Below are 23,671 nucleotides of genomic sequence, written 5' to 3' on the forward strand. Positions count from 1 at the left end.
CCTTGGAACCTGGGCGGATACGGAAATAGCCATACCAGCAAAAACAACAAGGGCGGACAATGGGAGTAAATATCGTCTCATGGGCCTGTAAAATTAATAAGCATTAAAAAGTGGATAACTCAGAATGTGCAATAAACCTATATGGCTGAAATTATCTTGCCCTAATTTCAGCCAACACTCAAACGCCACGAATAAGAAGGATATATTTCGTAGACGGAGAGTGATATCCATTCAAAGAATGAGTTACGACCATAAGCCTGTTGTTAGTTATATCCTTGTTGGCAAAAGTATATAACATTCTTGAGAAATCCAAAGAAATCGGGAATTATTTTTGAGATTTTTTAGTTTTATTGCACTATATTGCATTTCATGGCTATTTGAGAAGGCTTCGTTTTCACAATTACGACACTCAATTAGAACTGACTTATTAAAAAAATATTCTGATTATCAACACCTTATCGATATTAATATCTCATCGAAAAAGGGCTTTGAAGATATTTTAACTAAGATGGGTACTGGTGTGAATGCTCAACAACGTGCCGTTGCGGTCCATCATTTGGACATGCCTTGGCGACCTTCGGACTTAGAGCAGCGTAACGGACGAGCGGTGCGCAAGGGAAACCTTATCGCCAAGGAATTTGCGGACAACAAGGTCGATGTGATTATCTATGCCGTGGAACGTTCCTTGAATAGCTACAAGTTTAACCTGCTGCATAACAAGCAGCTCTTCATTAATCAGCTAAAAACAAACACGCTTGGTAGCCGTACCATTGACGAGGGTTCAATGGATGAGGACAGCAGCATGAACTTCTCCGAGTATGTAGCAGTGCTTTCAGGTAATACCGACCTTTTGGAAAAAGCAAGACTTGACAAGAAGATTACCACCTTGGAATCAGAACGTAAGAACTTTCTCCATGAGCGTGATGCAGCAACGGGTAAGTTGGCTGAGATTGACAGTTCCGTATCCTTCCATACGGACAAAATCAAGGAGGCACAGTCTGATTTAGCTCTCTTTGAGAAGCGTGTGGAGCGTGATGATGAAGGTACATCTATAAATAAACTGACAATCAAAGGTGTTGAAGACAGCACCGATATCAAGGCTATTGCTGCACGTTTACAAGAAATAGACGAGAAGGCACGAACCAAAGGAGAGTACAACAAAATCGGTGAGATATACGGCTTTTCCATTATGGTCAAGACGGAGAGCATTTCCAAGGACTTATTCGACTGTTCAGTGAATCGCTTCTTTGTGAAAGGACAGGAGAGTATTTACTATACCTATAATAACGATAAGTTGGCAACAGACCCGAAACTTGCTTGCCAGAACTTCATTAATGCCTTGGAGCGTATTCCAAAGGTGATAGAATCGCACGAGAAGGAAATGGCAAAGGTTGTGCCCAATAAAGAAGTTTATACTAATATTGCTAACAGTTCTTGGAAGAAAGAGGACGAGCTTCGCTCACTTAAAAGTGAAGCTGCGGAGCTGGACAGAAAGATTGCACTTACACTTGCTCCACCTGATGAGGAAAAAGATGAAACGGAAGAAAAGGAGCAAGAAGAGAATTTACCCAACAATAATTATTCTGTCGAGATGAAAAATGAGAATAATCCTGTCCAAGATAAAGAAGAGAATAGCCGTTTGCAAAGTTTCAGACCCAAATGGAGGCACTAAACACATGCCGAGGGGCTAAATAAAAGTCAGACATCCGTATTGAATGTCTGACTTTTATCATTATACCTGCAAATAACCTTTTAGCTTATCTATTCCTTCTTTGTGCTTATCGGGAGTCTGTTTCTTAAGTTTACCTATATTCAGTAATTTCCATTGTACAGATGGATATTGGCTTAAATCACCTGCGCAACATTTCTCCCACTGTGGTGTTCCCTCCTCAAAGGAAACGAGGAAATCCTTGTCTGTATTTGTAAGGCAGTCATTTACCTTTTTAATAATGGATTCACGAGCCTGCTCATAGTCTGTATAGGTAAATGGAATATCTGACATTCCCTTGAATTGGTTTTCAAGTGCCTCCTCTCGGTTTATGCTATTAGGAGACAGAGATTCTACGATAGGCTTGTCGCTTCCCAATAAGCATAAGATAAGCCCGTCTTTTACATCTTCAAGTGTTTGGTCTTTCATGTATTTGCAGTCAAACATGTCACGTGGGTGCTGCCGGCTGAGGGCGGCTGCAATCTTTCCCCCATAAAGTTGAGCATAAGGAACTATACGTGCCTTACAGCTGACTTGGAACTCTTCCTTCGCTTTCGGACAGAGTTCCATAATTTCAACCTCTCCAAGTATGCCCCGCTTTGTACCATTTACCTCTATTTTCACCGTAGCACCATCATGCGTGCACTGCAATTTCCATACTTCGGATTTATGTGCCACATGTATTCCGGGAATGGCACGTTCTATACTTGTTTTCAGTTCTCCAAGATGTTGATTTATCTTTTCCAAACTTGCTGTGCGTGGCTCTATCGGAATATAGGTAAGGTCAATATCAACCGAATAACGCGGCATATTCTGGTGGAACAGGTTAATGGCCGTACCTCCATGAACTGCAAAGTCCGTTATCTTGTAAACCAAAGGCATAATGCGTAGTAACAATGCCACCTGCTTTTTATATTGTTGATCATTCATAGTCGTTTAATTCTTTTGGGATAATCATCTTATACTTGCTGATATATATACCGGATTTGACGAGTTGGAGTTTATGTGTCCCCAAATCTATTTTTGTAAGGTCTAAGTCTTCATACCAATAATGCCCCGCTTTCTCAGCCATATATAGAAACAGCCTCTTCATTTTGTAATGTTTTGTGGTTTCCAATAACGATTGGATGACATTCGGACGCAGAGTGGTCAACTGTTCCATTATATAAAATAGATCCATATAGTTATATTGGCGTGGTGTTAGCAGCAGACATTCCATAAAAGCCTGCTCTGGGGAGGATATAAGCAGCCTCCAGTCCAAGTATGTTAAAGTTGTTATCTGTGCACTGATAAACACCTCTGTCTTGAAAAACTTAAATTCACGGTCGAAAATGTCATGCTTCATCCATTGTGGCATTTTATCACTTGCCGTTGATACCATTAACAGGGGTTTGCCCATAGGAACATAATGGTTGAAGCCCCAAAGCTCCAAAGCAGAATGCGCTGCAACACGAAAACTCTTTCCTACCTGTTCGTTGAAGGACTGCAAAGCACCAAAAGCGGACAGCGTGTCGCCTGTGCGGTACATAACTCCCTTACATAGAGAAGATAACCAACCGGAAGAACGATATCTGCTCAACAACTGCCTGGAATAGCCATGCTCTACGAGCCATGTCGCAAACAACAATCCGTTCTTTTGCCCGGATTGAAGCATTTGGTTTATTTTTTTCCTTTTAGTATACTCATAGTTTACTTGCTGTAATTAAAACCAACCGCAAAGGTACAAAAGACTTTACTAATTACAGTCAATTGGTTGAATTATTTTCCCGAAAGTAAACTAATAGTTGACTTGCAGGATAATATTTCAACCATAGTGAGGAAAAAGAGTATGAAATAAAACATGAACATTTCCAACATACTTGTATAGAACTAACTTCTACCAACCTTCTCGCTTCCGTACCATTTCATCTATCTCTTCCCGAAGGAAAAGTAACCTGCCATTGGCTTTGAGATAGGGAATTTTTCCTGCCCACACCCAATTATAGATGGTCTTTTGTTCTACTTTGAGCATCTTGGATACATCTATGATATCCAGATATTCCGGTTTCAGGGGTGGATGGACAGTTGTATCAACAGATTGCTCTTGCAGAATCAGCAGGCGGTCGAGTTTGTCCTCGACGCTTATCAGCTTGTCAAACAGGCGTTTTTGCCAAGTGTCTTCGGTTTCATAATCTATGTACGGCATAGTTCTCCTTTTTGATAGTTACCATTGGTATCTTGTGCCAAGATACGTTGTTCTTTCATATAGGCGATGTATTTCTTTGCAGTTCTGTCCTTGATTTCCATTTCGCGCATCAGAACCTCACAAAGTTCTTGGTAAGTGAGCTTGAAAGAATTTTGGAAGGCTTCTTTGACAACGGCAATGAGTTCATCAGTCTTGCGCTTTTCCTTGTCCTCTTTAGACTTCTCGCCACGATAGACGTGCATGTCCTCAGCCTTATCCCAGCCGAAAAGCATCATCGGTACGTCCAACGGGCTTCCGTCACGAACTTTCAATGCCTTTACGACCGAGTATTCTGGATTATCATCTTTCTCTATAGAGAGGATACCTGCTGCCTTGCGTTGAAGTTCCGAGCCGATATGCCCACGGAGTTTAATACCATTCGGTACGAAGTGTAGCACGCAGATAATACAGGTATTATAAATCCCCGCCAAGCGATAAAGCTCATCCACAATGGCAATACTTTCCGTTTCATCGTTGGCGGAACGTATTAAGTCGGCTATACCATCTATTACCACAAGATGAATACCTCCATGTTTGTGGTAAAACAAATCCATACTCTCACGGATAAGTTTCAAGCGGTCCTTGCGTGAGAGCGAGGCTAGATATAGGGAATGGTAAAACTTCGGCACATTTTTCAGTGAAGCGCGTTGTAAGGTTTTACCCAAGTTTTTATGCAGTTGTGCCTCGGACTGTTCCGTGTCGTAGTGTAATACCGCCAAGCCGTTAGGGTTGGGCGTAATTTCCAATCCCAATGTCCTCTCGGCAGGTAACCGTTCTGTTCCTAATGTCCCAGTAAGAATGGCAGCCACATAATTACTTTTGCCAGTTCCTTCGCCCCCTGTAATACAAAGCAGATTATCCTGCGTACCCAGCGGCACACCATTTACTGCTACGATGGACTTTGAAGCATCAGGAGGATTCTCATAGTCTATTTCACATGATTGTAGCATCATAATTGTATGGGTATATATACTTGACAGCTTGTCTGTTAACAAAGAAGTTAAATCCTTTGCCGTCTTTCCCAAAGCAAAAAAATCAGAAATGTCCTTTTCGGTTTTTGTTCCTTGCAAAGAAAGACTCAGACAAAATACATGGTATGGTTCCAACTGCTTGGCCTGCCTCTCTGCTTCTCTTAATCCGGTTTCATCCGTATCATAAAGCAGAATGATGTGTCGAAATCTTAGTTGCAGGCTTTCGATAATAGGCTCAGGGATGGAGGCTGTTTCGCTATTGAAACAGATTGCATTAAAATGGTGCGAAGATAATGACAATACATCTTTCTCTCCGCCAGTGATAAATAAAATATCCCCTTTACTTGGTAACTGTTCAAAACCAAAGATATAATCCTTCGATTTATTCCCTCCATAAAGGAACCGTAACTTGCTGTTTGGGCGGTATATCTTGACAAAATCGCCCATTACATAACAAAAGATAGGTTCATTCTTAGTAGAGGTTAGACTAAAAGGATTCCCTTGATTGGAAATTGTCTCATAACGGAACAGTGACTTCACATGATATTTTTGTAAAACCTTGTCAGTTATTCCATAACGTTGCCAATAGGCGATTTCGTCTGCCCTGAAAGGTTGTTCGTATAGCTTAAATATCTTTTTCTTTTCGGAAAGTTCTTCTTTTACATTGGTTGATGTTGAAGAAACAAGACGAATGTCCTTGAAAGATTTTGTTTTTCTATTCTCTTCAGTCTTAAAATCCATGGTGATATTGAGATTTAAATCCTGTATGATAGTCAATAAGACTTTCTTGAAATCCGCTCGAACATCGAGACCAAGCATCGTTGCTGCAAACCAAAAGCAATCACCCGAATATGCCTCGTTCCCAAAATCCTTCATGCGGTAGCATTGCGATTTTGTATCAAGGTAGATGTTGCAGGATGCCCGTTTGTCCTTATAAAGTGGATTCCGGAAATTCCGTTTGGGAACGAAATCAATCGGCATATAGAAACAAAAAATTTCCAGTCCCCTGTTTGTGTGTTCCAATATCTCTTCCTTAATGTTCATAGCTCCTCAAACGAAATTTGTGAGTCTCCCATATATCCTTTTAGGATACCGTCCTTGTAAGCATTGAGCCTTTGAAGAGCTTCCACTCTACGAAAACCTTTGAAGGAAGCACGTCCCGTCTTGATTGCAATATATAATCCTTTGAAAGGATAGACCACATGATTGCAGGAAACATAACGATAAGGGATTACCTGACTGTCTCTCCATCGTGCCAGTGAAGCTCTGGATATACCGAGAAGGCGCAATACATCAGAAGAGTTCAGTTCAATCTTTTCTTCCAAAACAACATAATTCTGTTTCAGTTCAAGAATGAAGCCTGCAATTCGATCTATACTTTCTTTCAAGGAATGTATCTCTTCCAAAAGAGTGGCAGAAAGCATGTTATTCTCTGTCATTATGCATCAGTTTTTTAATAAGTTTCTCAATAGCTTCCATCATATCTCGAAATTCAGACATATTATTTTGTTTTTTTACTATACGGTTGGCTAGAAATATGATATGCTGAATCATTCTTTTGTGATCTACATGACAGAGCTTGTTCAATAAAAAGATGAGATCTTCTTTTTCAATTGTAAAGAAACTATGGTCTTTATCTTCAGTGGTATGCACCAAAGATTCTATCATTCCTTTGGGAAGATGCAAAAGAAGCACATCCATATCGAATGCGGAGGCACATTTGGTATAGGTCTCAATTCTCAAATCCGTCTGCATCTTACAATGTTTCCTAAAATTGGAATACTCCATGCCGGCACCTTGGGCTCGCATCTTGCTGTTATCGCAAGAAGACAGCATGGTTTCAAGAGTGGGAAGCACGATAAACAAGCGTCCCTCTCCCTTTTGAGGTATCATCTTCTTATCCATTTTGTGTATTAAATTGATTTCCAAGTGCAAAGTTCTAAAGAAATAAACCTTTTTTTAGAATATTAGATTGCCAATGTTGGTAATATGATACCATTTGCAATTTTAATTGCTTTTCTACGGCATAGACCATCAGTGCACGGTGCAAGTCCCTTTTATATATAAGGACTTGCACCGTGCACTGAAATTGTAGCCAGAATTTTTCTAAAAGATTTTCACTCAAATATTTGGCAGTAGTTCATTTTTTATGTACCTTTGTACCCGAAATGACATAGCTGATGTCAGGAGAGCAAATTATTTAAGTACTCTCAAAATACTCTATTGAGGCTACAAATTGGCTACATAGAAGAAAGAGAGTGATAAAAATAGTTGTGATACAGAGTGTTACAGAAACAAGTTCGAGTTTCGTACGCACCGCTTTAAATACTTTGAAAGAAAATTAGGATTTTCAAATAAAGTTACTATATCATAATCTTCTAAGGTTATGATATTTTTTTATCACTTTTCTTTTCAGAATATGAAGATACAATAGGTCAGTAGGAAAAAGGTGGGGATTATGCATATAGGTTTTTAAGGCTCAGTAGGAAAAAGGTGGGGAAAAATTCTTAATATCTATATTTTTCCTTCCTCTGTATTATGGAAACAAAATTCCTATAGGTTAGTATGAAAGAAGTAAATATATATTTTTAAAAGATAGCGATTATAACAATTTCTACTTCAATAGAAGAAATATTAGAACAACATATTTCGCTTTGTTTGTATAATAATACCTAAATAGAAATATTAGACATCATAGAAGAAATCTATAATATTCATCTCAATAAAGGTATTTCGATATTATAAAATAAAGACAAGAAAGATTGTAGTTTACGCTATGATGTCTAACTTATAAATAATAGATATCTGAAATGCAACTGACAGATGTCTAAAACAAAAGTAATATTTGACTATTTCTTTGCCATAAAAATATAAATAGAACAAAGAGAATGATTATTAGTGAATTACAAGGATTTTAAGCACATTTTTGTCATATAAGCTTAATTTATTGTCATTATATATTATTTGGCTCTTTTAATTAAAAGACCCTGCCAGAATTATAGAAAATTCTAACAGGGTCTTATTTATATTGATCAAGAGAAAAATAAATCTATAAACTATATTTTCTCTCCTTATCTTTTTATCAATTAGCTTACATCATACCACCCATACCTGGATTCATAGGAGCAGCAGGGGTTTCCTCTGGTTTATCCACAACAATACATTCTGTTGTAAGGAACATTCCAGCAATAGATGCAGCGTTCTCCAATGCAACACGAGCTACTTTTGCTGGATCGATAACACCAGCTACACGTAAATCTTCATATTGGTCGCGACGAGCATTATAACCAAAATCGCCTTTGCTTTCACGAACCTTATTAACAACTACAGCTCCTTCGCCTCCAGCATTAGAAACTATCTGACGAAGAGGTTCCTCTATAGCGCGACAAACGATATTAATACCTGTTTGTTCGTCAGAGTTGTCGCCCTTAAGATTCTTTAATACCTCTTGAGCACGAATATAGGTTGTACCACCACCAATAACAACACCTTCTTCAGTTGCTGCACGAGTAGCACAAAGTGCATCGTCCACACGATCTTTCTTCTCTTTCATTTCAACTTCAGAGTTAGCTCCTACATAGAGAACAGCTACTCCACCAGCAAGTTTTGCTAAGCGTTCTTGAAGTTTCTCTTTATCGTATTGGCTCTTTGTATTTGCAATTTCGCTTTTGATTATATTTACACGATCAGCAATAGCTTCTTTGGAAGCTGCACCATCTACAATTGTCGTGAAATCCTTTGAAACTGTAACTTTCTTAGCAGAGCCTAACATCTCAAGTGTTGCCTTATCGAGAGTTAATCCTTTATCTTCGCTAATAACAACACCACCTGTCAACACTGCTATATCTTCCAACATTGCTTTACGACGATCACCAAAACCTGGAGCTTTTACTGCACAAATCTTTAATCCGCCACGCAAACGATTAACAACCAATGTGGTCAATGCTTCTGAATCAACATCTTCTGCTATAACTAACAATGGACGACCACTTTCAGCTGCAGGTTGTAAGATTGGTAAGAAATCTTTTACATTAGATATTTTTTTATCATAGATAAGAATATATGGATTTTCCATAAGAACTTCCATCTTATCTGTATCTGTTACGAAATAGCTTGAGAGATAGCCACGATCGAACTGCATACCTTCTACAACATCAATATTTGTATCGCGTGTTTTACTTTCTTCAATAGTAATAACACCATCTTTTGATACTTTACGCATTGCATCGGCTAGCAACTTACCTATTTCAGGATCATTATTTGCACTTACTGTGGCAACTTGTTCGATCTTGTCATAATTATTACCAACAATTTCTGCATTTTCCTTAATAAAATCTACAACTTTGTTTACAGCTTTATCAATACCGCGCTTCAAATCCATTGGATTTGCACCAGCAGCCACATTTTTTTAAGCCTTCAGTTACAATTGCTTGTGTCAGAATGGTTGCAGTTGTCGTACCATCTCCAGCATCGTCTCCTGTTTTACTTGCTACACTTTTCACAAGTTGTGCTCCTGCATTTTCAAAACTATCTTCAAGTTCTATTTCTTTTGCTACTGTAACACCATCTTTTGTAATCTGTGGAGCACCAAATTTCTTCCCAATAACTACATTACGTCCCTTAGGACCTAAGGTTACTTTTACAGCATCTGCTAATTGGTCTACACCACTCTTTAGCAATTCACGTGCATCTTTATTAAATTTTATATCTTTAGCCATCTGTATTTATCTTATTTATATGTCTATTTATTTAAATTTCATTGATATTTGTTATGTTCTACATCTAATAATAATATTATAATAGAAACATCAAGAATATATCTTTTTTATTCTACAATAGCTAGAATATCGCTTTGACGCATCATAAGATACTTCTCACCATCGTTTTCTATTTCTGTACCAGCATACTTACCATAGAAAACTTCATCTCCGACTTTCAAAATCATATCTTCGTCCTTCGTACCGTTACCAACAGCAACAACTTTACCACGCTGTGGCTTCTCTTTTGCTGTGTCTGGAATAATTATTCCGCCTACTTTTTGTTCTACCTCAACAGGAAGAATCAGAACTCGATCTGCTAATGGTTTAATTTTCATAATTATTTATTTTTTAAGTTTTGAATGTTCGTATAATAAAAACATCTCTATTGAATGTTCGACAGTTCATATACGAAAACTATGCCAAAAATCATTATAGAGATAATATAACAAGAATGTTAAATAAATATTTAGGTAGACCAATATAAACACTATCATACCTAAAAAGTAATTTTTCTCAGATAAAACTATCTTTTTCAAAAAATAGATTTTCATATATATTGTAAATATATGAAAGCCTGGTAATTATATGATTATATTTAAAAGGAATTCAAAAGTATCTCTATAGGCTCATATATATTCTTTAAAAGATTCTTTATGTAATTAGATTCTCGAATGAAAAAGGAAAGAAAAAGTGATATTAAGCCATAAGATAGAATTACATTGTAAAACTGCCAAGATTGTCAGTAGCAATATGCCATATTTGGCATAAATAGTTTAATTAAAAAAGATTGCTCATTCAAAATTCCAATAAAGGAAACTACCTTCCATATATATATATTCTTCTGCAATAAGTTCTTTTAATACAGTTTGCAAAGAGTCTTGATTAGTTAAAGAAGCATTTTTATCTATATTCTTTAATTCGGTAATATGGTGTTTCTTTCCATCTGATAACAAAGAACATATAGTCTCTTGTAATACCTTTTTCAATTCCTTATCTTCGTCTTTATAAGCAAGACAAACATCGCAACAACCACAGTCAGTGCTGCATTTTTCACCAAAATAGCGTAAAAGTTGTCTGCTACGACATATATAACTATTCTTCATATAGTTTATCATCGCAGCGATACGCTCTTCAAATTTTTCTTTTCGATCTTCGTAAATAGTCTTCGGTATTTTTATTTCCTCACTATCAACACGTTCTCGAAGATATTTTATTATAGGAATATTCTTACGTGGTATAAAATTTATAATCCGTTTTCGGCTGAGATTTTGCAATATATGATAAGTCTGATTTCTATCCAAACCTACTAAATCGGCAATATAGCTTTCATCAACATAACGATAATCTGTAAACAGACCAGGATAGCTTCTTAACAAAGCAGAAATTACCATTTCTTCTTCGCCTGTTTGTTCTCCTAATCTATATAATTCATCACGGGATAGAATAAAATGAATACGTGCCTTAGTATCTGGTTCAGAATTATAATGAATATATCCAGCACGAGTCAAAATATGTAGAGCAGCATCTACTTGTATAGGAAAGTGATGGAAATAAATACAAAATTTATCTATGGGAAATTCAAAGGTAGCATCTCTTCCACTATCTACACCTATTTGATAGAAGTATGCTAAATGTTCGTAGATAGTACGTATTTCGTCTTTTTCAGGAAAGTTCTCCTTAATCCGTTTCTTTAAATTACGCTCGTCATTACCTGAATTGTAAAGCAAAATAGCATACGATTTTTTACCATCTCTACCTGCGCGACCTGCTTCTTGAAAATAGGCTTCGATAGAACTTGGTGGATCTAGATGTATAACTAAACGAACATCCGCCTTGTCAATACCCATTCCAAAAGCATTAGTAGCAACAATAACTCGTTTTTCGTTAGCCTGCCATTCATTTTGACGATTATTCTTATCTATATTTTCCAACCCTGCATGATACCACGTTGCAGATACTCCATTTTTGATTAAGAATTCTGCAGCTTCTTTTGTACGTCTTCTGCTTTGACAATATACTATAGCCGAACCTTCTACTGATTGTAATATATGGAGCATCTCATTGAACTTTTCTTGTGTTGTGCGTAAAACATAAGAAAGATTCTTCCGCTCAAAACTCATTCGAAAGACATTCTCCGCTGCAAATCCTAATAGCACCTGAATATCTTTTACTACTTCTGGTGTTGCTGTTGCAGTAAGCGCAAGTAATGGGACTGTAGGAAGTAAACTTCTAATCTTTATGATCTCAAGATAAGAAGGACGAAAATCATATCCCCATTGACTAATACAGTGGGCTTCATCTACAGTGATAAAACACACTTTTATGTGTTTTAATTTTACTTGAAAGAGTTCAGAGCTAAGACGTTCTGGAGATATATAGAGCAATTTTATACCACCAAAGATACAATTCTCGAGTATTGATACTATTTCATCACGTGATAATCCCGAATGAATTGCAGCAGCTTTAATATGTCGACGACGAAGATTATCTACCTGATCTTTCATTAGTGAAATTAAAGGAGTAATAACAATACACACACCTTCTTTAGCTAAGGCTGGAACTTGAAAAGTAATAGATTTACCACCACCAGTAGGCATAAGACCTAATGTATCTTTCCCACTCCCTATACTCTCTATGATTTCTTTCTGTATACCTCGAAAATCAGGATAGTTCCAATATTTATGAAGTATCTCTTTGTAGGTCATCGTAAAATTATTTCACAAATAAGAATATTTGCTTATGCATTCTCTGAAGGACGAATACCTTCTATCTGAAGTTGTACAGCACCACGTTTAAATACATTATCCTCTATTGTATAAACTATATCGAACGAGCGTTTTGATTTTATATAGCGTGCAGAACGACTTTGTCCAAAAGCAATACCATTCATAACATTATTCGATTTAGAGTCCACAAGTTCCAATTTTATATGTTCTTGTTCTCTACCTACAACTTTACTGGTCCCAAAATCAAATACTTCTTTTGTACAAAATAATGGTTTTACATTTTCTGGACCAAATGGTGCAAAGCGTTTTAAATCATTATGGAATTTTTTCGTAATATCTTTAAAATCAATAACAGCATCAATATCTAATGTAGCTTCTGTCTGATGAGGTTCAATATGCTCATCAACATACTTTTGAAATCGATCTCGAAACTCTTTTACATTCTCCCATCTTAACGTTAAACCAGCTGCATAAGTATGACCACCAAAGTTTGTAAGCAAATCACTACAACTCTCTATTGCAGAATAAAGATCAAAACCCGCAGCCGTTCGTGCAGAACCCGTAGCAAAATCACCTTCACGAGTAATAACGATAGTTGGACGATAGTAAATTTCTGTTAGACGAGAAGCAACAATACCAATAACACCTTTTTTCCAATGTTCATCGTAAAGCACAATACTATTTTGATGTTTCTGACTTTCCAAACGTTCTACAATTTGATTAGCCTCCTCTGTCATTTGTCTATCAACATCTTTTCGCTTATCATTATACTTATCTATATGCTTTGCTTCTAATAGTGCAGAAGCTAAATCACGTTCCACAAGTAAGTCTACACTTTCTCGACCACTCTCCATACGTCCACTTGCATTAATACGTGGACCTATCTTAAAGATTATATCGCTCATTGAAATTTCTCTTCCCGTAAGCCCACATATATCTATTATAGCTTGTAATCCCACACTGGGATTTTGATTTAATTGTTTTAAACCATGAAAAGCAAGTATCCTATTTTCACCTACAACAGGAACAAGATCTGCGGCAATGCTTACAGAGCAGAAATCAAGAAATGGAATAAGGCGCGAGAATGGTATATTATTGTTCTTTGCAAATGCCTGCATAAACTTAAAACCAACCCCACAGCCACATAAATCTTTAAAAGGGAAACTATCATCAATGCGTTTTGGGTTTAATATAGCAACAGCCGGTGGCATATTATTATCAGGAACATGATGATCGCAAATAATAAAATCAATGCCTTGTTCTTTTGCATAACTAATCTCTTCAACTGCTTTTATACCACAGTCTAGTATAATAATAAGTTTTACTCCTGTATCTTTCGCAAAATCTATTCCTTTCTTACTTACTCCATAACCCTCATCGTAACGATCTGGAATATAATAATCTATATTAGAATAAAATTGTCGTAAAAATTTATATACCAATGCTACAGCTGTACAACCATCTACATCATAATCTCCGTAGACCATAATACGCTCTTTACGCCCCATTGCATCGTTTAATCTATCAACGGCAACGTCCATATCTTGCATTAAGAAAGGGTCGATAAGATCTGAAAGTTGTGGCCGGAAAAATCGTTTTGCAGCACTTTCAGTTGTTATCCCACGCCTTATAAGTAACGAAGCAAGAATAGGACTTATATTAAGTTTTTCTCCTAACTCTATTGCTGCGTTAGCCTGTTCAGATGTAGATGGTGTATAATTCCATTTTAATTGCATCTTTATTATTTTTATTTCTGCTTGTAAAGGTACAAAAAAAAGTGTAAGTCTCAAAAGACTTACACTTTTTAATTCTATATAGCTCCATTAAAGCTTCAGTAAAACTCTAAGAAAGCTCAATAGTTAGCATTTAATTACAAACCTAACTTTTTGCGAATGTCTGAAGGTATAGCATTCTTGTTTACCATAAAGTCCATTGTGTTTGCAGCAATAAAGTTCTTAGTCATATACCAGATACCTTTATATTTACCAGTTTCACCCCAAGAGTTCTTTACCATATAATATTCCTTACCAAATTGATCTTTAGCGATACCAAAGATAAGCATACCGTGGTCGTCTGTAAGTTCCCATGTATCGTAACGGTCTTGACGCATCTTCTGTGTAGGAGTTACTTCTGGAACTTTTGCACCAAGTTCATCAATAAGACTACGTTGTTTTGCAGGAGAAAGTCCCAACCAACGTGCCATATCGCTACCTTGTAGGCTTTGAACTTTATTTCCATCTACCATATATGCAAGACCATCGCGTGTGAAACCAGGTTCACTAACATCACCTCCCCATGCAATACAATAACCATTCATTACAGCATTATCTATAATCTTCATCATTTCGTCCATAGGTACATTATAAGATTGTGGCATACGCCAATTATCTTGTACTTCTACAGCAAATGAAGTATAGAATGGATGATGTGTATAAGAGGTTATAGTTACATAATTATTCCAATCTAAACCTAAACTTGCAGCAAATTGCTTCGGAGTATATGTCTTTCCTTCGTAGGTGAATTTCTCAGGACATTTACCTAAATAAGAATCAATAATCCCTTGAAGACCTGGTTTCCACTGATTAGAAATTTTACTTGACTTATTCTTTGCTACAGCATTTACGTACGGTTCCATTACAGAGAAGAATTCATTAAAGTTAAATAAAGAATCACCTGTTAAAGAACCAGGGAATGGCATTGCTCCTTCGGGACAAATACCATAATTTTCAAGACAGAAAAGAGGATCATAGCATGAACCACCTTGTGCAAACTGAGCATCGCCGTGCATACGAACCACTTGAATAGCGCGATCCATATAAGTCTTATTAGCTACAAAACTTTCACAAAGATCATAGGTTTTACCTGTTGCTTTTAAGATTTCTGATTCAAAGTAGGCCAATGTTGAATAATCCCAACACGTACCTGAACGATTTTGATTTTTAATGCTTGTGATAGGATTCTCCTTAATCACTGTAAATACCGGACTGTTGTCCACCTTCTTTGCAACTTTTTTAGGAGCTGCATTCGCACTAGCTGCAAAAATTGCGAAAAGTGCGAGCACTAAAGTTTTTTTCATAATTCTAAAATGCTTACCAGTAAGTTTACATTCTGGTTTTCTTTAAAAATTTAAGTTGTTAATAATTATTTTTCTTTATATCTAAATTAAGCATTCATAAAATCTTCAATATCTTTTGGATAATAAGGTATACGGTCTTTACCTATGAAACGACAACCTTCTTTTGTAACAAGTATATCGTCCTCTATACGAATACCACCAAAATCTTTATATGTATCAAGCTTATCAAAGTTTAGGAACTCTGCGCAATGTTTCTTTGCACGCCATTCATCAATAAGTGCAGGAATGAAATAGATACCAGGCTCATCTGTTACAACAAAACCTTCTTGTAAACGACGTCCCATACGCAGACAATTTGTTCCAAATTGTTCAAGGTTAGGACGAGTTTCTTCATCAAACCCTACATATATCTGTCCTAAAGCTTCCATATCGTGAACATCAAGGCCCATCATGTGTCCTAATCCATGAGGTAAGAACATTGCATGTGCACCAGCAGCTACAGCAGCATTAGTATCTCCTTTTGCTAAACCTAATTCTTTCATACGCTCAAAGATAATACGACAAACTGCAAAGTGTACATCAGCATATTTCACTCCTGGTTTCGATAATTTCAAAGCTGCATCATGAGCTTCTACTACTACATTATATATATCGAGTTGGCGTTGCGTAAATTTTCCATTTACAGGGAATGTTCGTGTATTATCAGAACAATAGTGGCTCATCGTTTCTCCACCACAATCGCACAAAACAAGTCTGCCATCTTCTAATTCTGCCATTGATGGATTTCCATGCATTATTTCTCCATGCTGCGAGAAAATAATCGGGAAAGACACCATTGAACCATAAGAATTAGCAATTCCTTCTACCTGACCAGCTACATATTTTTCTGTAAGTCCTGGCTTTGTAATGCGCATTGCAGTAGTATGCATCTTATAACCAATAACAGCTGCACGTTCTAGTTCTTCTATTTCTTCTGCAGTTTTTACAGAGCGCATCTTTACTACTGCATTAATAAGTTCTAAACTTGCTTCTTCTTTTTGTTTATTGGGGTGGATACCAAGTAAATCACAAATTTGAATCTTAATATCAGAACGATAAGGTGGCAAGAAATGTATTTTTCTATTTGATGCTTTGGCTTTATCGCAGATAGTTTTCAATTCGCTCATTGGAGCAGAATTACTTACTCCTACCTGAGCAGCAAGGTCACTAACAGCATCAACACTACCAAACCATACAATGTCTTCAATGTCAATATCATTTCCTATCAGTATTTCTTTGTTGTCATTAACATCAATAACACCAACAAGACCATCACGTTGTTGACCAAAATAATATAAAAACGACGAATCCTGACGGAAGGGAGAATACCCATTCGCTGGTGAATTTACTGGCGATTCGTTGTTTCCAAACAATAATATAATGCCGTCTTTCACAAGCTTCTTAAGCTCTGCACGGCGCTGTATATACGTCTCTTTATTAAACATAACTGCTTTCATATATTAGTTTAGCTGCAAAGATAATAAATATTCTCATAAAAACACTAACTTTGCAGTGCTTTTATTTATTTTTTATGGAAATCGATATAAATACAGGATTAGTATTAGAGGGAGGAGGTATGCGAGGAGTGTTTACTTCTGGTGTTCTTGATGCTTTTATGAAGTTTAATATCTATTTTAAATATGTAGTTGCAGTTTCTGCCGGAGCATGTAACGGACTTTCGTATATGAGCAGACAACCACGTAGGGCTAGAGTTTCAAATATCGATTTATTAGCTAAATATGATTATATTGGAATTCGGCATCTTGTTACACAAGGTTGCATTTTCGACCCTGAATTTCTTTATGAACGTTTTCCTTACGAGATAATTCCTTTCGATTACGATACTTTTTTTGAAAAGATGAATTTAGGTTATTCTTTCGAAATGGTAACAACCAATTGTGAAACTGGAAGATGCGAATATTTACAAGAACGTAATGGTAATAAACATAGACTCAACGAAATTGCACGTGCTTCGAGTAGTTTACCATACGTTAGCAAAATTGTAGAGATAGATGGTATTCCTATGCTTGATGGTGGAATTATCGACTCAATTCCTCTTCTTCATGCTATAGAGAAAGGACACAGCCAAAATGTTGTTATTTGCACACGCAATAAAGGGTGGCGCGAAACTAGCAAAGATTTTAAAATACCAAAGTTTATCTATCGGAATTATCCACGTTTACGCGTTGTGTTGAGTCATAGAATAGATGCTTATAATAAGCAATTAGATATGATAGACAAATACGAAAAAGAAGGAAGAATAATAGTATTGCGACCTATAAGACCTGTTGAAGTTGGAAGAATGGAAAAAGATATAGAAAAGTTAGAATCCCTCTACAATGAAGGATTTAATATTGGAGAAGAATTCTGTAGGGCTAACCTAAAACTAGCTAATAACTAAATAAGCTACTTTAATAAATCAGGGCGCAAACGTTTTGTTCTTTCCATTGCTTGTTCAAATTCCCATTGATTTATTTTTGCTTCGTGCCCACTCAACAATATCTCTGGAACATCCCACCCTTTATAACTTCGTGGACGCGTATAAATAGGAGCCGACAGTATATTATCTTGAAAACAATCAGACAATGCACTTTGCTCATCTCCAATTACACCTGGAATAATTCGAATTACAGCATCTGCAATAATGGCTGCTGGTAATTCTCCGCCTGTTAAAACAAAATCGCCTACCGAAATTTCCTTTGTTATTAAGTGTTCTCTTACTCGCTGATCAACTCCTTTATAATGACCAGCCAATATAATAAGATTACCACCTAAAGAAAGGTCGTTTGCCATTTTCTGATTAAACAGTTCTCCATCAGGCGATGTAAATATAACTTCGTCATATTCTCTTTCTGCTTTCAATGCACTTATACAACGGTCTATTGGTTCTATCTGCATCACCATTCCCGCTTGCCCTCCAAAAGGATAATCATCTACACGACGCCACTTATCTTTACTGTAATCGCGAAGGTTATGCAAATGTATTTCTGCTAAACCTTTCTTTTCTGCTCGTGCCAAAATACTCTCATGCACAAAGCCTTCAAGCATCTCGGGTAATACTGTTATTATATCTATTCTCATATTGTAAATACAAAGTTACCAATATTTTCAACGAAAAGATATAGCCTTTAAGTTTTTTTTGTAACTTTGTACTCAAATTCTAATCGAAACAAAGATACTTATGAAAAAAATCTTTACTCTCGCCATCACTTGTATGGCATTCTTTTGTGGCTCTCAAGCACAAAATGTGCAATTCCACTATGACCTTGGTCATAATCTTTCAAAAGATTTAAGCAACAGGCCAGCTGTTACCACTACTGTAGAAATGTTTAAACCCGATAAATGGGGGTCTACTTTCCTATTTACAGATATTGATTATAAAAACGATGGTGCTGTAGGTGCTTACTGGGAAATTTCAAGAGAATTTTCTATTACTAAAAATAAACGCTGGGCAGCCCATATTGAATATAATGGTGGTGCTGCAACTGGCGAACTTGCAACTGGATATTATGGAAATCGTTTTCAACATGCAGCTCTTTTTGGTGGTGCATGGAATTGGGCTAATAAGGATTTCTCAAAAACTTTCAGCGTGCAACTTATGTATAAATACTATTTCAAAAATAAAACTACAGGTGCACACCCATTTAATGGTTTCCAACTTACCGAAGTGTGGGGATTAAATTTCGCAAAAGGATTATGTTCTTTCAATGGTTTCTGCGACTTATGGTACGACCCAAATGTAAGTGGAAAACTTATTTTAATATCTGAGCCTCAATTCTGGTTTAATTTAAACACACTAAAAGGTATGCAAGGAGTAAATCTCTCTTTAGGCTCAGAAGTTGAAATTAGCAACAATTTTGTTTGGAACAATAAGGGCAAACACAATAAGTTTTATGCCATTCCAACAATCGCAGCAAAGTGGACTTTCTAAACATTCCTCCATTTAGAAATCTCTTTCCATACAATAGTTTATATTCGTTGAATACTATATCTTTTAATGTCAGCACGTCAAACATCTCTTTGACGTGCTGATTTTCTTATAAACATATACCCCACTTCATACCCTTGGAGCTATAAATATCTTCACAAAGCTCTAAAGTAGAACCATATAAATATTAGGGCAACTTTCAGATTTTAGTATTTCTGTGAGTGTTTTCAAACTTAATTCTTCTCTCATAAAGTCTGCCATAATTATGTTTCTAAAATTTATAATAAAAACTCGAGAGATTTATAATAAGAAAATTAAAATTTATAATTACAAAATTTTAATTTTATCATTAAAAAATCCATAGCTTACTTTAAAAGCTATTTTAAGTTAAGGTCTAAATCTGTCTTTTCCTGTTTTTATTACTATACACGTCTTATTATAGTAGCTACTTCTGTAGATTATTTCGTGTTATGCTTACTGAATGGTTGAACAAAAAAGAATAATCCTCACCAAAAATAATAGACACGTTACCTTTGACAAATTCTTCTTTTAACGAATTATTTATCGTTTTCCACTTATATTTAAGGTATAAGCAAGGTATGCTACTGAAAATAAATACGAAATATACCAAGCAAATTCAAAAGAAAATATAGTTATATCAACCACTTCTTTGTATGGATTTCACAGAATGTACCTTAATAAATATTAAAACAAGAATAAGCCTGAATAAAAGCGTAGTTTTTAAAATAAAAGTATTATCTTTGCATTCAAACATATAATGCGTATGAAAAGAAGAATATATACTTTTTTATTTGCTATAGCCCTTTTAAGTTTTGCATTACCAACGACTATAAAAGCCGAAACGTCGTTAGAAATGATAGAACAGGACATTCATAATATTTCTATTTCTGTTTATGGGTCTGTTCTTCGTATTGAAGGGGCAAACGACGAAATGCTACAAATATATAATGTAACAGGTGTATGTGTTATGAGTCTTAGAGTAGATGGACAAGATAAACGCTACAATCTTAATTTGCCCAAAGGGTGTTATATTGTAAAAGTTGGTAAAGTTGTTCGTAAGATTTCTATTCGATAAATCTTACTTATATAGAAACTAATCCATTTTTTATCTGTGGTGCACAAAATAGAAGAATCAAAACTCCTAAAAGCATTAGCAGATCCTAAAACACGTTACAAGGCATTTACATTATTGGTAAACGAATATAGTAAACCTTTGTATTGGAAAATACGAAGCTTTGTTTTGTCGCACGACGATACAGACGATATTCTTCAAAATACCTTTTTGAAAGCATGGAAAAACATAGAACGTTTTGAAGGGAAATCAAAAATATCTACGTGGCTATATAGTATTGCTATTAATGAATCGTTAAACTTATTACGTTCTCTAAAAGAAACCATTAATATTAGTAATTATAATAGCATTAGTAATTCGCTTTTAGCTGATTGTTATTTCGATGGAAATAAAGGACAAGCTATATTACAAGAAGCAATTGCGACCTTACCAGAGGTTCAACGTACTGTATTTATAATGAAATATTACGATGGTTTAAAATATCCCGAAATACACCAAATACTTGGAACAAGTGAAGGCGCTTTAAAAGCATCTTACCATATTGCGGTAAAAAAAATATCGCAATATATAAAGGAAAACGAATAAATTCCAACAACCAAATTAAACCAAAACGCATTATATTTGTCGAACTATCAGTAATAAACTAAAGCAAGGAATAATAATTGTGATAAACTTAGAAAAACAATTACTTACAAAATTTGGAAACAGACGACCATTTAAGACGCCTGAAGGTTATTTCGACAATTTAGAAATGCGAGTTATGTCGCAAATAAAAGCCGAAGAGACAAATAACAACGAGGTAAAAGAAAATGGTGAAAAGAAACATCATACATTTGCCAGATATCTACGCCCATTAATAATAGCAGCCTCTTTTATCGGACTAATTATTGGCGGAATAGCTATACAGTTCTTTATTCAGGGACATAATAATATAGAAAATACTCATAACACAGAAGCTACTTCTGCAGCCACAACTGCAAAAGCAAAATCTGCAAATAATGAATATTTAGACGATGTAACAGAATATATGATGCTCGATAAAGATGATGTTTATTCATATTTAGCAGACAATTAATTGATAGAACAAATACATATAACATTTTGATAATGAGAAGAATATTAATAGCTATTATAGTATTTATTAGTGCAATCAATTTGTCTGCACAACGTAAATTCGATCCTAATAAGTTTAGAATGGAGATACATCAATATATTGTAACTTCAGCTAATTTAACAGAACAAGAGTCAGCAAAATTGCTACCTATCTACGATGAAATGATAAATAAACAACGTTTGCTACATAAAAAATTGCACAAATTGCAAGATAGCAATCTACAAAATAATGCGAAGGCTAAAAATATTATTCTTCAGATAGACAATTTACATATACAAATAAAACAGATAGAAAAAACTTATCATTTAAAGATGCTGCGTGTAATTTCTGCTATAAAATTAGCAGAAGTATTAAAAGCTGAACGATATTTCCATAAACAATATTTTCGTAATGCCGCACAGAAGAGGTAGTTAAACTCTATCCAAATTAATAATAAAAAGAATTTATTAATCCATTTAAATTTAATCTATAAAATTTATAATGAAATTACGTTGTTCGCAATTTGCAAAAACAGTTTTAATTCTGTTCCTACTATTTGTAAGTAGTTATTCTTTTTCTGCGAGTCTCCCTAAGAAACGTCAATTTAGAGGGGCATGGATTCAATGTGTTAATGGTCAGTTCCAAAATCTTGGGAGCGAACAAATGCAACGGACACTTATTTACCAACTCGATAAATTGCAACAGGTGGGAGTAAATGCAATCATTTTCCAAATTCGTGCCGAATGCGATGCACTTTATCCCAGCAAATACGAACCATGGAGTAAATTTTTAACAGGAAAACAAGGCAGTGCCCCATCTCCTTATTGGGATCCTTTACAATGGATGATAGAACAATGCCATAAACGTGGAATGGAACTTCATGCATGGATAAATCCTTTTCGGGCAAAAACAAAAGGAACTACACAACTTGCTTCTAATCATATAGCAATACAACACCCAGAACGAGTTTTCGATTATGATGGTCTAAAAATTCTTAATCCAGGTATTCCCGAAAATCGAGATTATATCTGCAATATAGTAACAGACATATTACAACGTTATGATGTAGATGGTTTGCACATTGACGATTATTTCTACCCTTATCCAGCAGCAGGACAACGCATTCCAGATTTAAAAGAATTTAGTTTATATGGAGGAGGATTTGGTCGTATTCAAGATTGGCGTCGCGACAATGTTGATATATTTATAAAACAACTTGGAGAAACTATTCATAAAGTTAAACCATGGGTAAAATTTGGAGTATCGCCATTTGGAATATATAGAAATGAAAAAAGTGCACCCAATATTGGAAGCAAAACAAACGGACTACAAAACTATGACGACCTTTATGCTGATGTTTTAAAATGGGTAAATAATGGCTGGATAGACTATTGTGTACCACAAATTTATTGGGAAATAGGAAATAAAGCTGCCGATTATAAAGAACTTATTACATGGTGGAATCGTTATGCATCAAATCGTCCTTTATATATAGGCGAAGATGTTTTACGTACAGTAAAAGCTGCCGATCCACAGAATCCAAATTCTCATCAATTACCTGCAAAACATAAATTACACGAACAATCTTCAAATGTTCAAGGAACAGTTTTATGGTATGCGGCAGCTGTAGTAAATAATCCTGGTAATTATGCCAAACTATTACAAAGCAATTATTGGCGTTATCCTGCTTTGCAACCTTTAATGCCATTTATAGATAATAAAGCTCCAAAAAAACCACGAGCATTAAAAGTAAGTTGGTCAGACGATGGGTGTTTATTACATTGGAAAGCTCCAAAAGGAAAAGGTTGGGAAAACGAAGCTTATAAATATGTTGTTTATAAATTTGGCCCTGACGAAGAAATAGATTTAGATAATCCAATGAAGATTATAGCTATTACATATCAAACTGCACTTCGGTTGAATTATAATGGAGGAGATACAAAATATACTTATGTAGTTACAGCACTCGACAGAATGAGTAACGAAAGTGTAGGCAAGAAAAAGAAAATAAAACTATAATCATTTTTATTTCTCTATAATATAAATAAGTCTT

Annotated in this window: 19 protein-coding genes and 2 pseudogenes; 8 read left to right on the forward strand and 13 right to left on the reverse strand. The window is 35.6% G+C overall.

The window, feature by feature from the left end:
- Positions 1 to 508: 508 nt before the first annotated feature.
- A pseudogene (locus tag HMPREF9144_RS06610) lies at positions 509 to 1,672 on the forward strand (helicase C-terminal domain-containing protein); the annotation flags it as partial.
- Between the two features lie 60 nt (positions 1,673 to 1,732).
- Here the strand turns inward: HMPREF9144_RS06610 and HMPREF9144_RS06615 are convergent.
- From HMPREF9144_RS06615 to HMPREF9144_RS06670, 12 genes and pseudogenes are all read right to left on the reverse strand, one after another.
- Complete coding sequence (locus tag HMPREF9144_RS06615; protein WP_006045143.1) at positions 1,733 to 2,638, reverse strand: nucleotidyl transferase AbiEii/AbiGii toxin family protein; 906 nt, start codon at positions 2,636 to 2,638, stop codon at positions 1,733 to 1,735.
- Positions 2,631 to 3,362: a type IV toxin-antitoxin system AbiEi family antitoxin domain-containing protein gene (locus HMPREF9144_RS06620; RefSeq protein WP_006045144.1), complete on the reverse strand. Its 732-nt coding sequence runs from the start codon at positions 3,360 to 3,362 to the stop codon at positions 2,631 to 2,633. The genes HMPREF9144_RS06615 and HMPREF9144_RS06620 overlap by 8 nt, the downstream gene beginning before the upstream one ends.
- A gap of 222 nt (positions 3,363 to 3,584) precedes the next feature.
- Complete coding sequence (locus HMPREF9144_RS06625; protein WP_006045145.1) at positions 3,585 to 3,893, reverse strand: helix-turn-helix domain-containing protein; 309 nt, start codon at positions 3,891 to 3,893, stop codon at positions 3,585 to 3,587.
- Complete coding sequence (locus HMPREF9144_RS06630; RefSeq protein WP_006045146.1) at positions 3,881 to 5,947, reverse strand: bifunctional DNA primase/helicase; 2,067 nt, start codon at positions 5,945 to 5,947, stop codon at positions 3,881 to 3,883. The genes HMPREF9144_RS06625 and HMPREF9144_RS06630 overlap by 13 nt, the downstream gene beginning before the upstream one ends.
- Entirely contained in the window at positions 5,944 to 6,342 is a 399-nt protein-coding gene (locus HMPREF9144_RS06635; protein WP_006045147.1) for a hypothetical protein, read from the reverse strand. The genes HMPREF9144_RS06630 and HMPREF9144_RS06635 overlap by 4 nt, the downstream gene beginning before the upstream one ends.
- Complete coding sequence (locus HMPREF9144_RS06640) at positions 6,329 to 6,808, reverse strand: hypothetical protein (RefSeq protein ID WP_006045148.1); 480 nt, start codon at positions 6,806 to 6,808, stop codon at positions 6,329 to 6,331. The genes HMPREF9144_RS06635 and HMPREF9144_RS06640 overlap by 14 nt, the downstream gene beginning before the upstream one ends.
- 1,186 nt (positions 6,809 to 7,994) lie before the next feature.
- A pseudogene (gene groL, locus HMPREF9144_RS06645) lies at positions 7,995 to 9,621 on the reverse strand (chaperonin GroEL).
- Positions 9,622 to 9,728: 107 nt separating this feature from the next.
- A complete protein-coding gene (locus tag HMPREF9144_RS06650) occupies positions 9,729 to 9,998 on the reverse strand; it encodes a co-chaperone GroES (protein ID WP_006045151.1) in 270 nt (89 codons plus the stop codon).
- Positions 9,999 to 10,454: 456 nt separating this feature from the next.
- Positions 10,455 to 12,368 (reverse strand): RecQ family ATP-dependent DNA helicase, encoded by a 1,914-nt coding sequence (locus HMPREF9144_RS06655; protein WP_006045152.1) that lies wholly within the window; start codon positions 12,366 to 12,368, stop codon positions 10,455 to 10,457.
- A gap of 32 nt (positions 12,369 to 12,400) precedes the next feature.
- Positions 12,401 to 14,125 (reverse strand): single-stranded-DNA-specific exonuclease RecJ, encoded by a 1,725-nt coding sequence (gene recJ / locus HMPREF9144_RS06660; RefSeq protein ID WP_174262604.1) that lies wholly within the window; start codon positions 14,123 to 14,125, stop codon positions 12,401 to 12,403.
- Between the two features lie 134 nt (positions 14,126 to 14,259).
- Complete coding sequence (locus tag HMPREF9144_RS06665; RefSeq protein ID WP_006045154.1) at positions 14,260 to 15,465, reverse strand: C1 family peptidase; 1,206 nt, start codon at positions 15,463 to 15,465, stop codon at positions 14,260 to 14,262.
- Positions 15,466 to 15,551: 86 nt separating this feature from the next.
- On the reverse strand, positions 15,552 to 16,949 hold the full coding sequence (locus HMPREF9144_RS06670) for an aminopeptidase P family protein (protein WP_040595630.1): 1,398 nt from the start codon (positions 16,947 to 16,949) through the stop codon (positions 15,552 to 15,554).
- An 86-nt stretch (positions 16,950 to 17,035) separates the two neighbouring features.
- Between HMPREF9144_RS06670 and HMPREF9144_RS06675 the strand changes: the two genes are divergently transcribed.
- The gene (locus HMPREF9144_RS06675) at positions 17,036 to 17,905 is read left to right on the forward strand and encodes a patatin-like phospholipase family protein (protein WP_040595410.1); all 870 of its coding nucleotides are present in this window, start codon (positions 17,036 to 17,038) and stop codon (positions 17,903 to 17,905) included.
- A gap of 5 nt (positions 17,906 to 17,910) precedes the next feature.
- Here HMPREF9144_RS06675 and trmD read toward each other — a convergent pair whose 3' ends face one another.
- The gene (trmD, locus tag HMPREF9144_RS06680) at positions 17,911 to 18,585 is read right to left on the reverse strand and encodes a tRNA (guanosine(37)-N1)-methyltransferase TrmD (protein WP_006045157.1); all 675 of its coding nucleotides are present in this window, start codon (positions 18,583 to 18,585) and stop codon (positions 17,911 to 17,913) included.
- Positions 18,586 to 18,685: 100 nt separating this feature from the next.
- Between trmD and HMPREF9144_RS06685 the strand changes: the two genes are divergently transcribed.
- From HMPREF9144_RS06685 to HMPREF9144_RS06710, 6 genes are all read left to right on the forward strand, one after another.
- Complete coding sequence (locus HMPREF9144_RS06685) at positions 18,686 to 19,435, forward strand: nucleoside-specific channel-forming Tsx family protein (RefSeq protein WP_006045158.1); 750 nt, start codon at positions 18,686 to 18,688, stop codon at positions 19,433 to 19,435.
- A 781-nt stretch (positions 19,436 to 20,216) separates the two neighbouring features.
- Positions 20,217 to 20,528: a T9SS type A sorting domain-containing protein gene (locus tag HMPREF9144_RS06690; protein ID WP_040595632.1), complete on the forward strand. Its 312-nt coding sequence runs from the start codon at positions 20,217 to 20,219 to the stop codon at positions 20,526 to 20,528.
- Positions 20,529 to 20,564: 36 nt separating this feature from the next.
- The gene (locus tag HMPREF9144_RS06695; RefSeq protein ID WP_006045161.1) at positions 20,565 to 21,110 is read left to right on the forward strand and encodes an RNA polymerase sigma factor; all 546 of its coding nucleotides are present in this window, start codon (positions 20,565 to 20,567) and stop codon (positions 21,108 to 21,110) included.
- A gap of 79 nt (positions 21,111 to 21,189) precedes the next feature.
- A complete protein-coding gene (locus HMPREF9144_RS06700; protein WP_006045162.1) occupies positions 21,190 to 21,600 on the forward strand; it encodes a hypothetical protein in 411 nt (136 codons plus the stop codon).
- Between the two features lie 32 nt (positions 21,601 to 21,632).
- On the forward strand, positions 21,633 to 22,049 hold the full coding sequence (locus HMPREF9144_RS06705) for a hypothetical protein (protein ID WP_006045163.1): 417 nt from the start codon (positions 21,633 to 21,635) through the stop codon (positions 22,047 to 22,049).
- A gap of 70 nt (positions 22,050 to 22,119) precedes the next feature.
- Entirely contained in the window at positions 22,120 to 23,637 is a 1,518-nt protein-coding gene (locus tag HMPREF9144_RS06710; RefSeq protein WP_006045164.1) for a glycoside hydrolase family 10-like protein, read from the forward strand.
- The last annotated feature ends 34 nt before the right edge of the window (positions 23,638 to 23,671 follow it).

It is taken from the genome of Prevotella pallens ATCC 700821 (assembly GCF_000220255.1).
Lineage (GTDB): Bacteria > Bacteroidota > Bacteroidia > Bacteroidales > Bacteroidaceae > Prevotella > Prevotella pallens.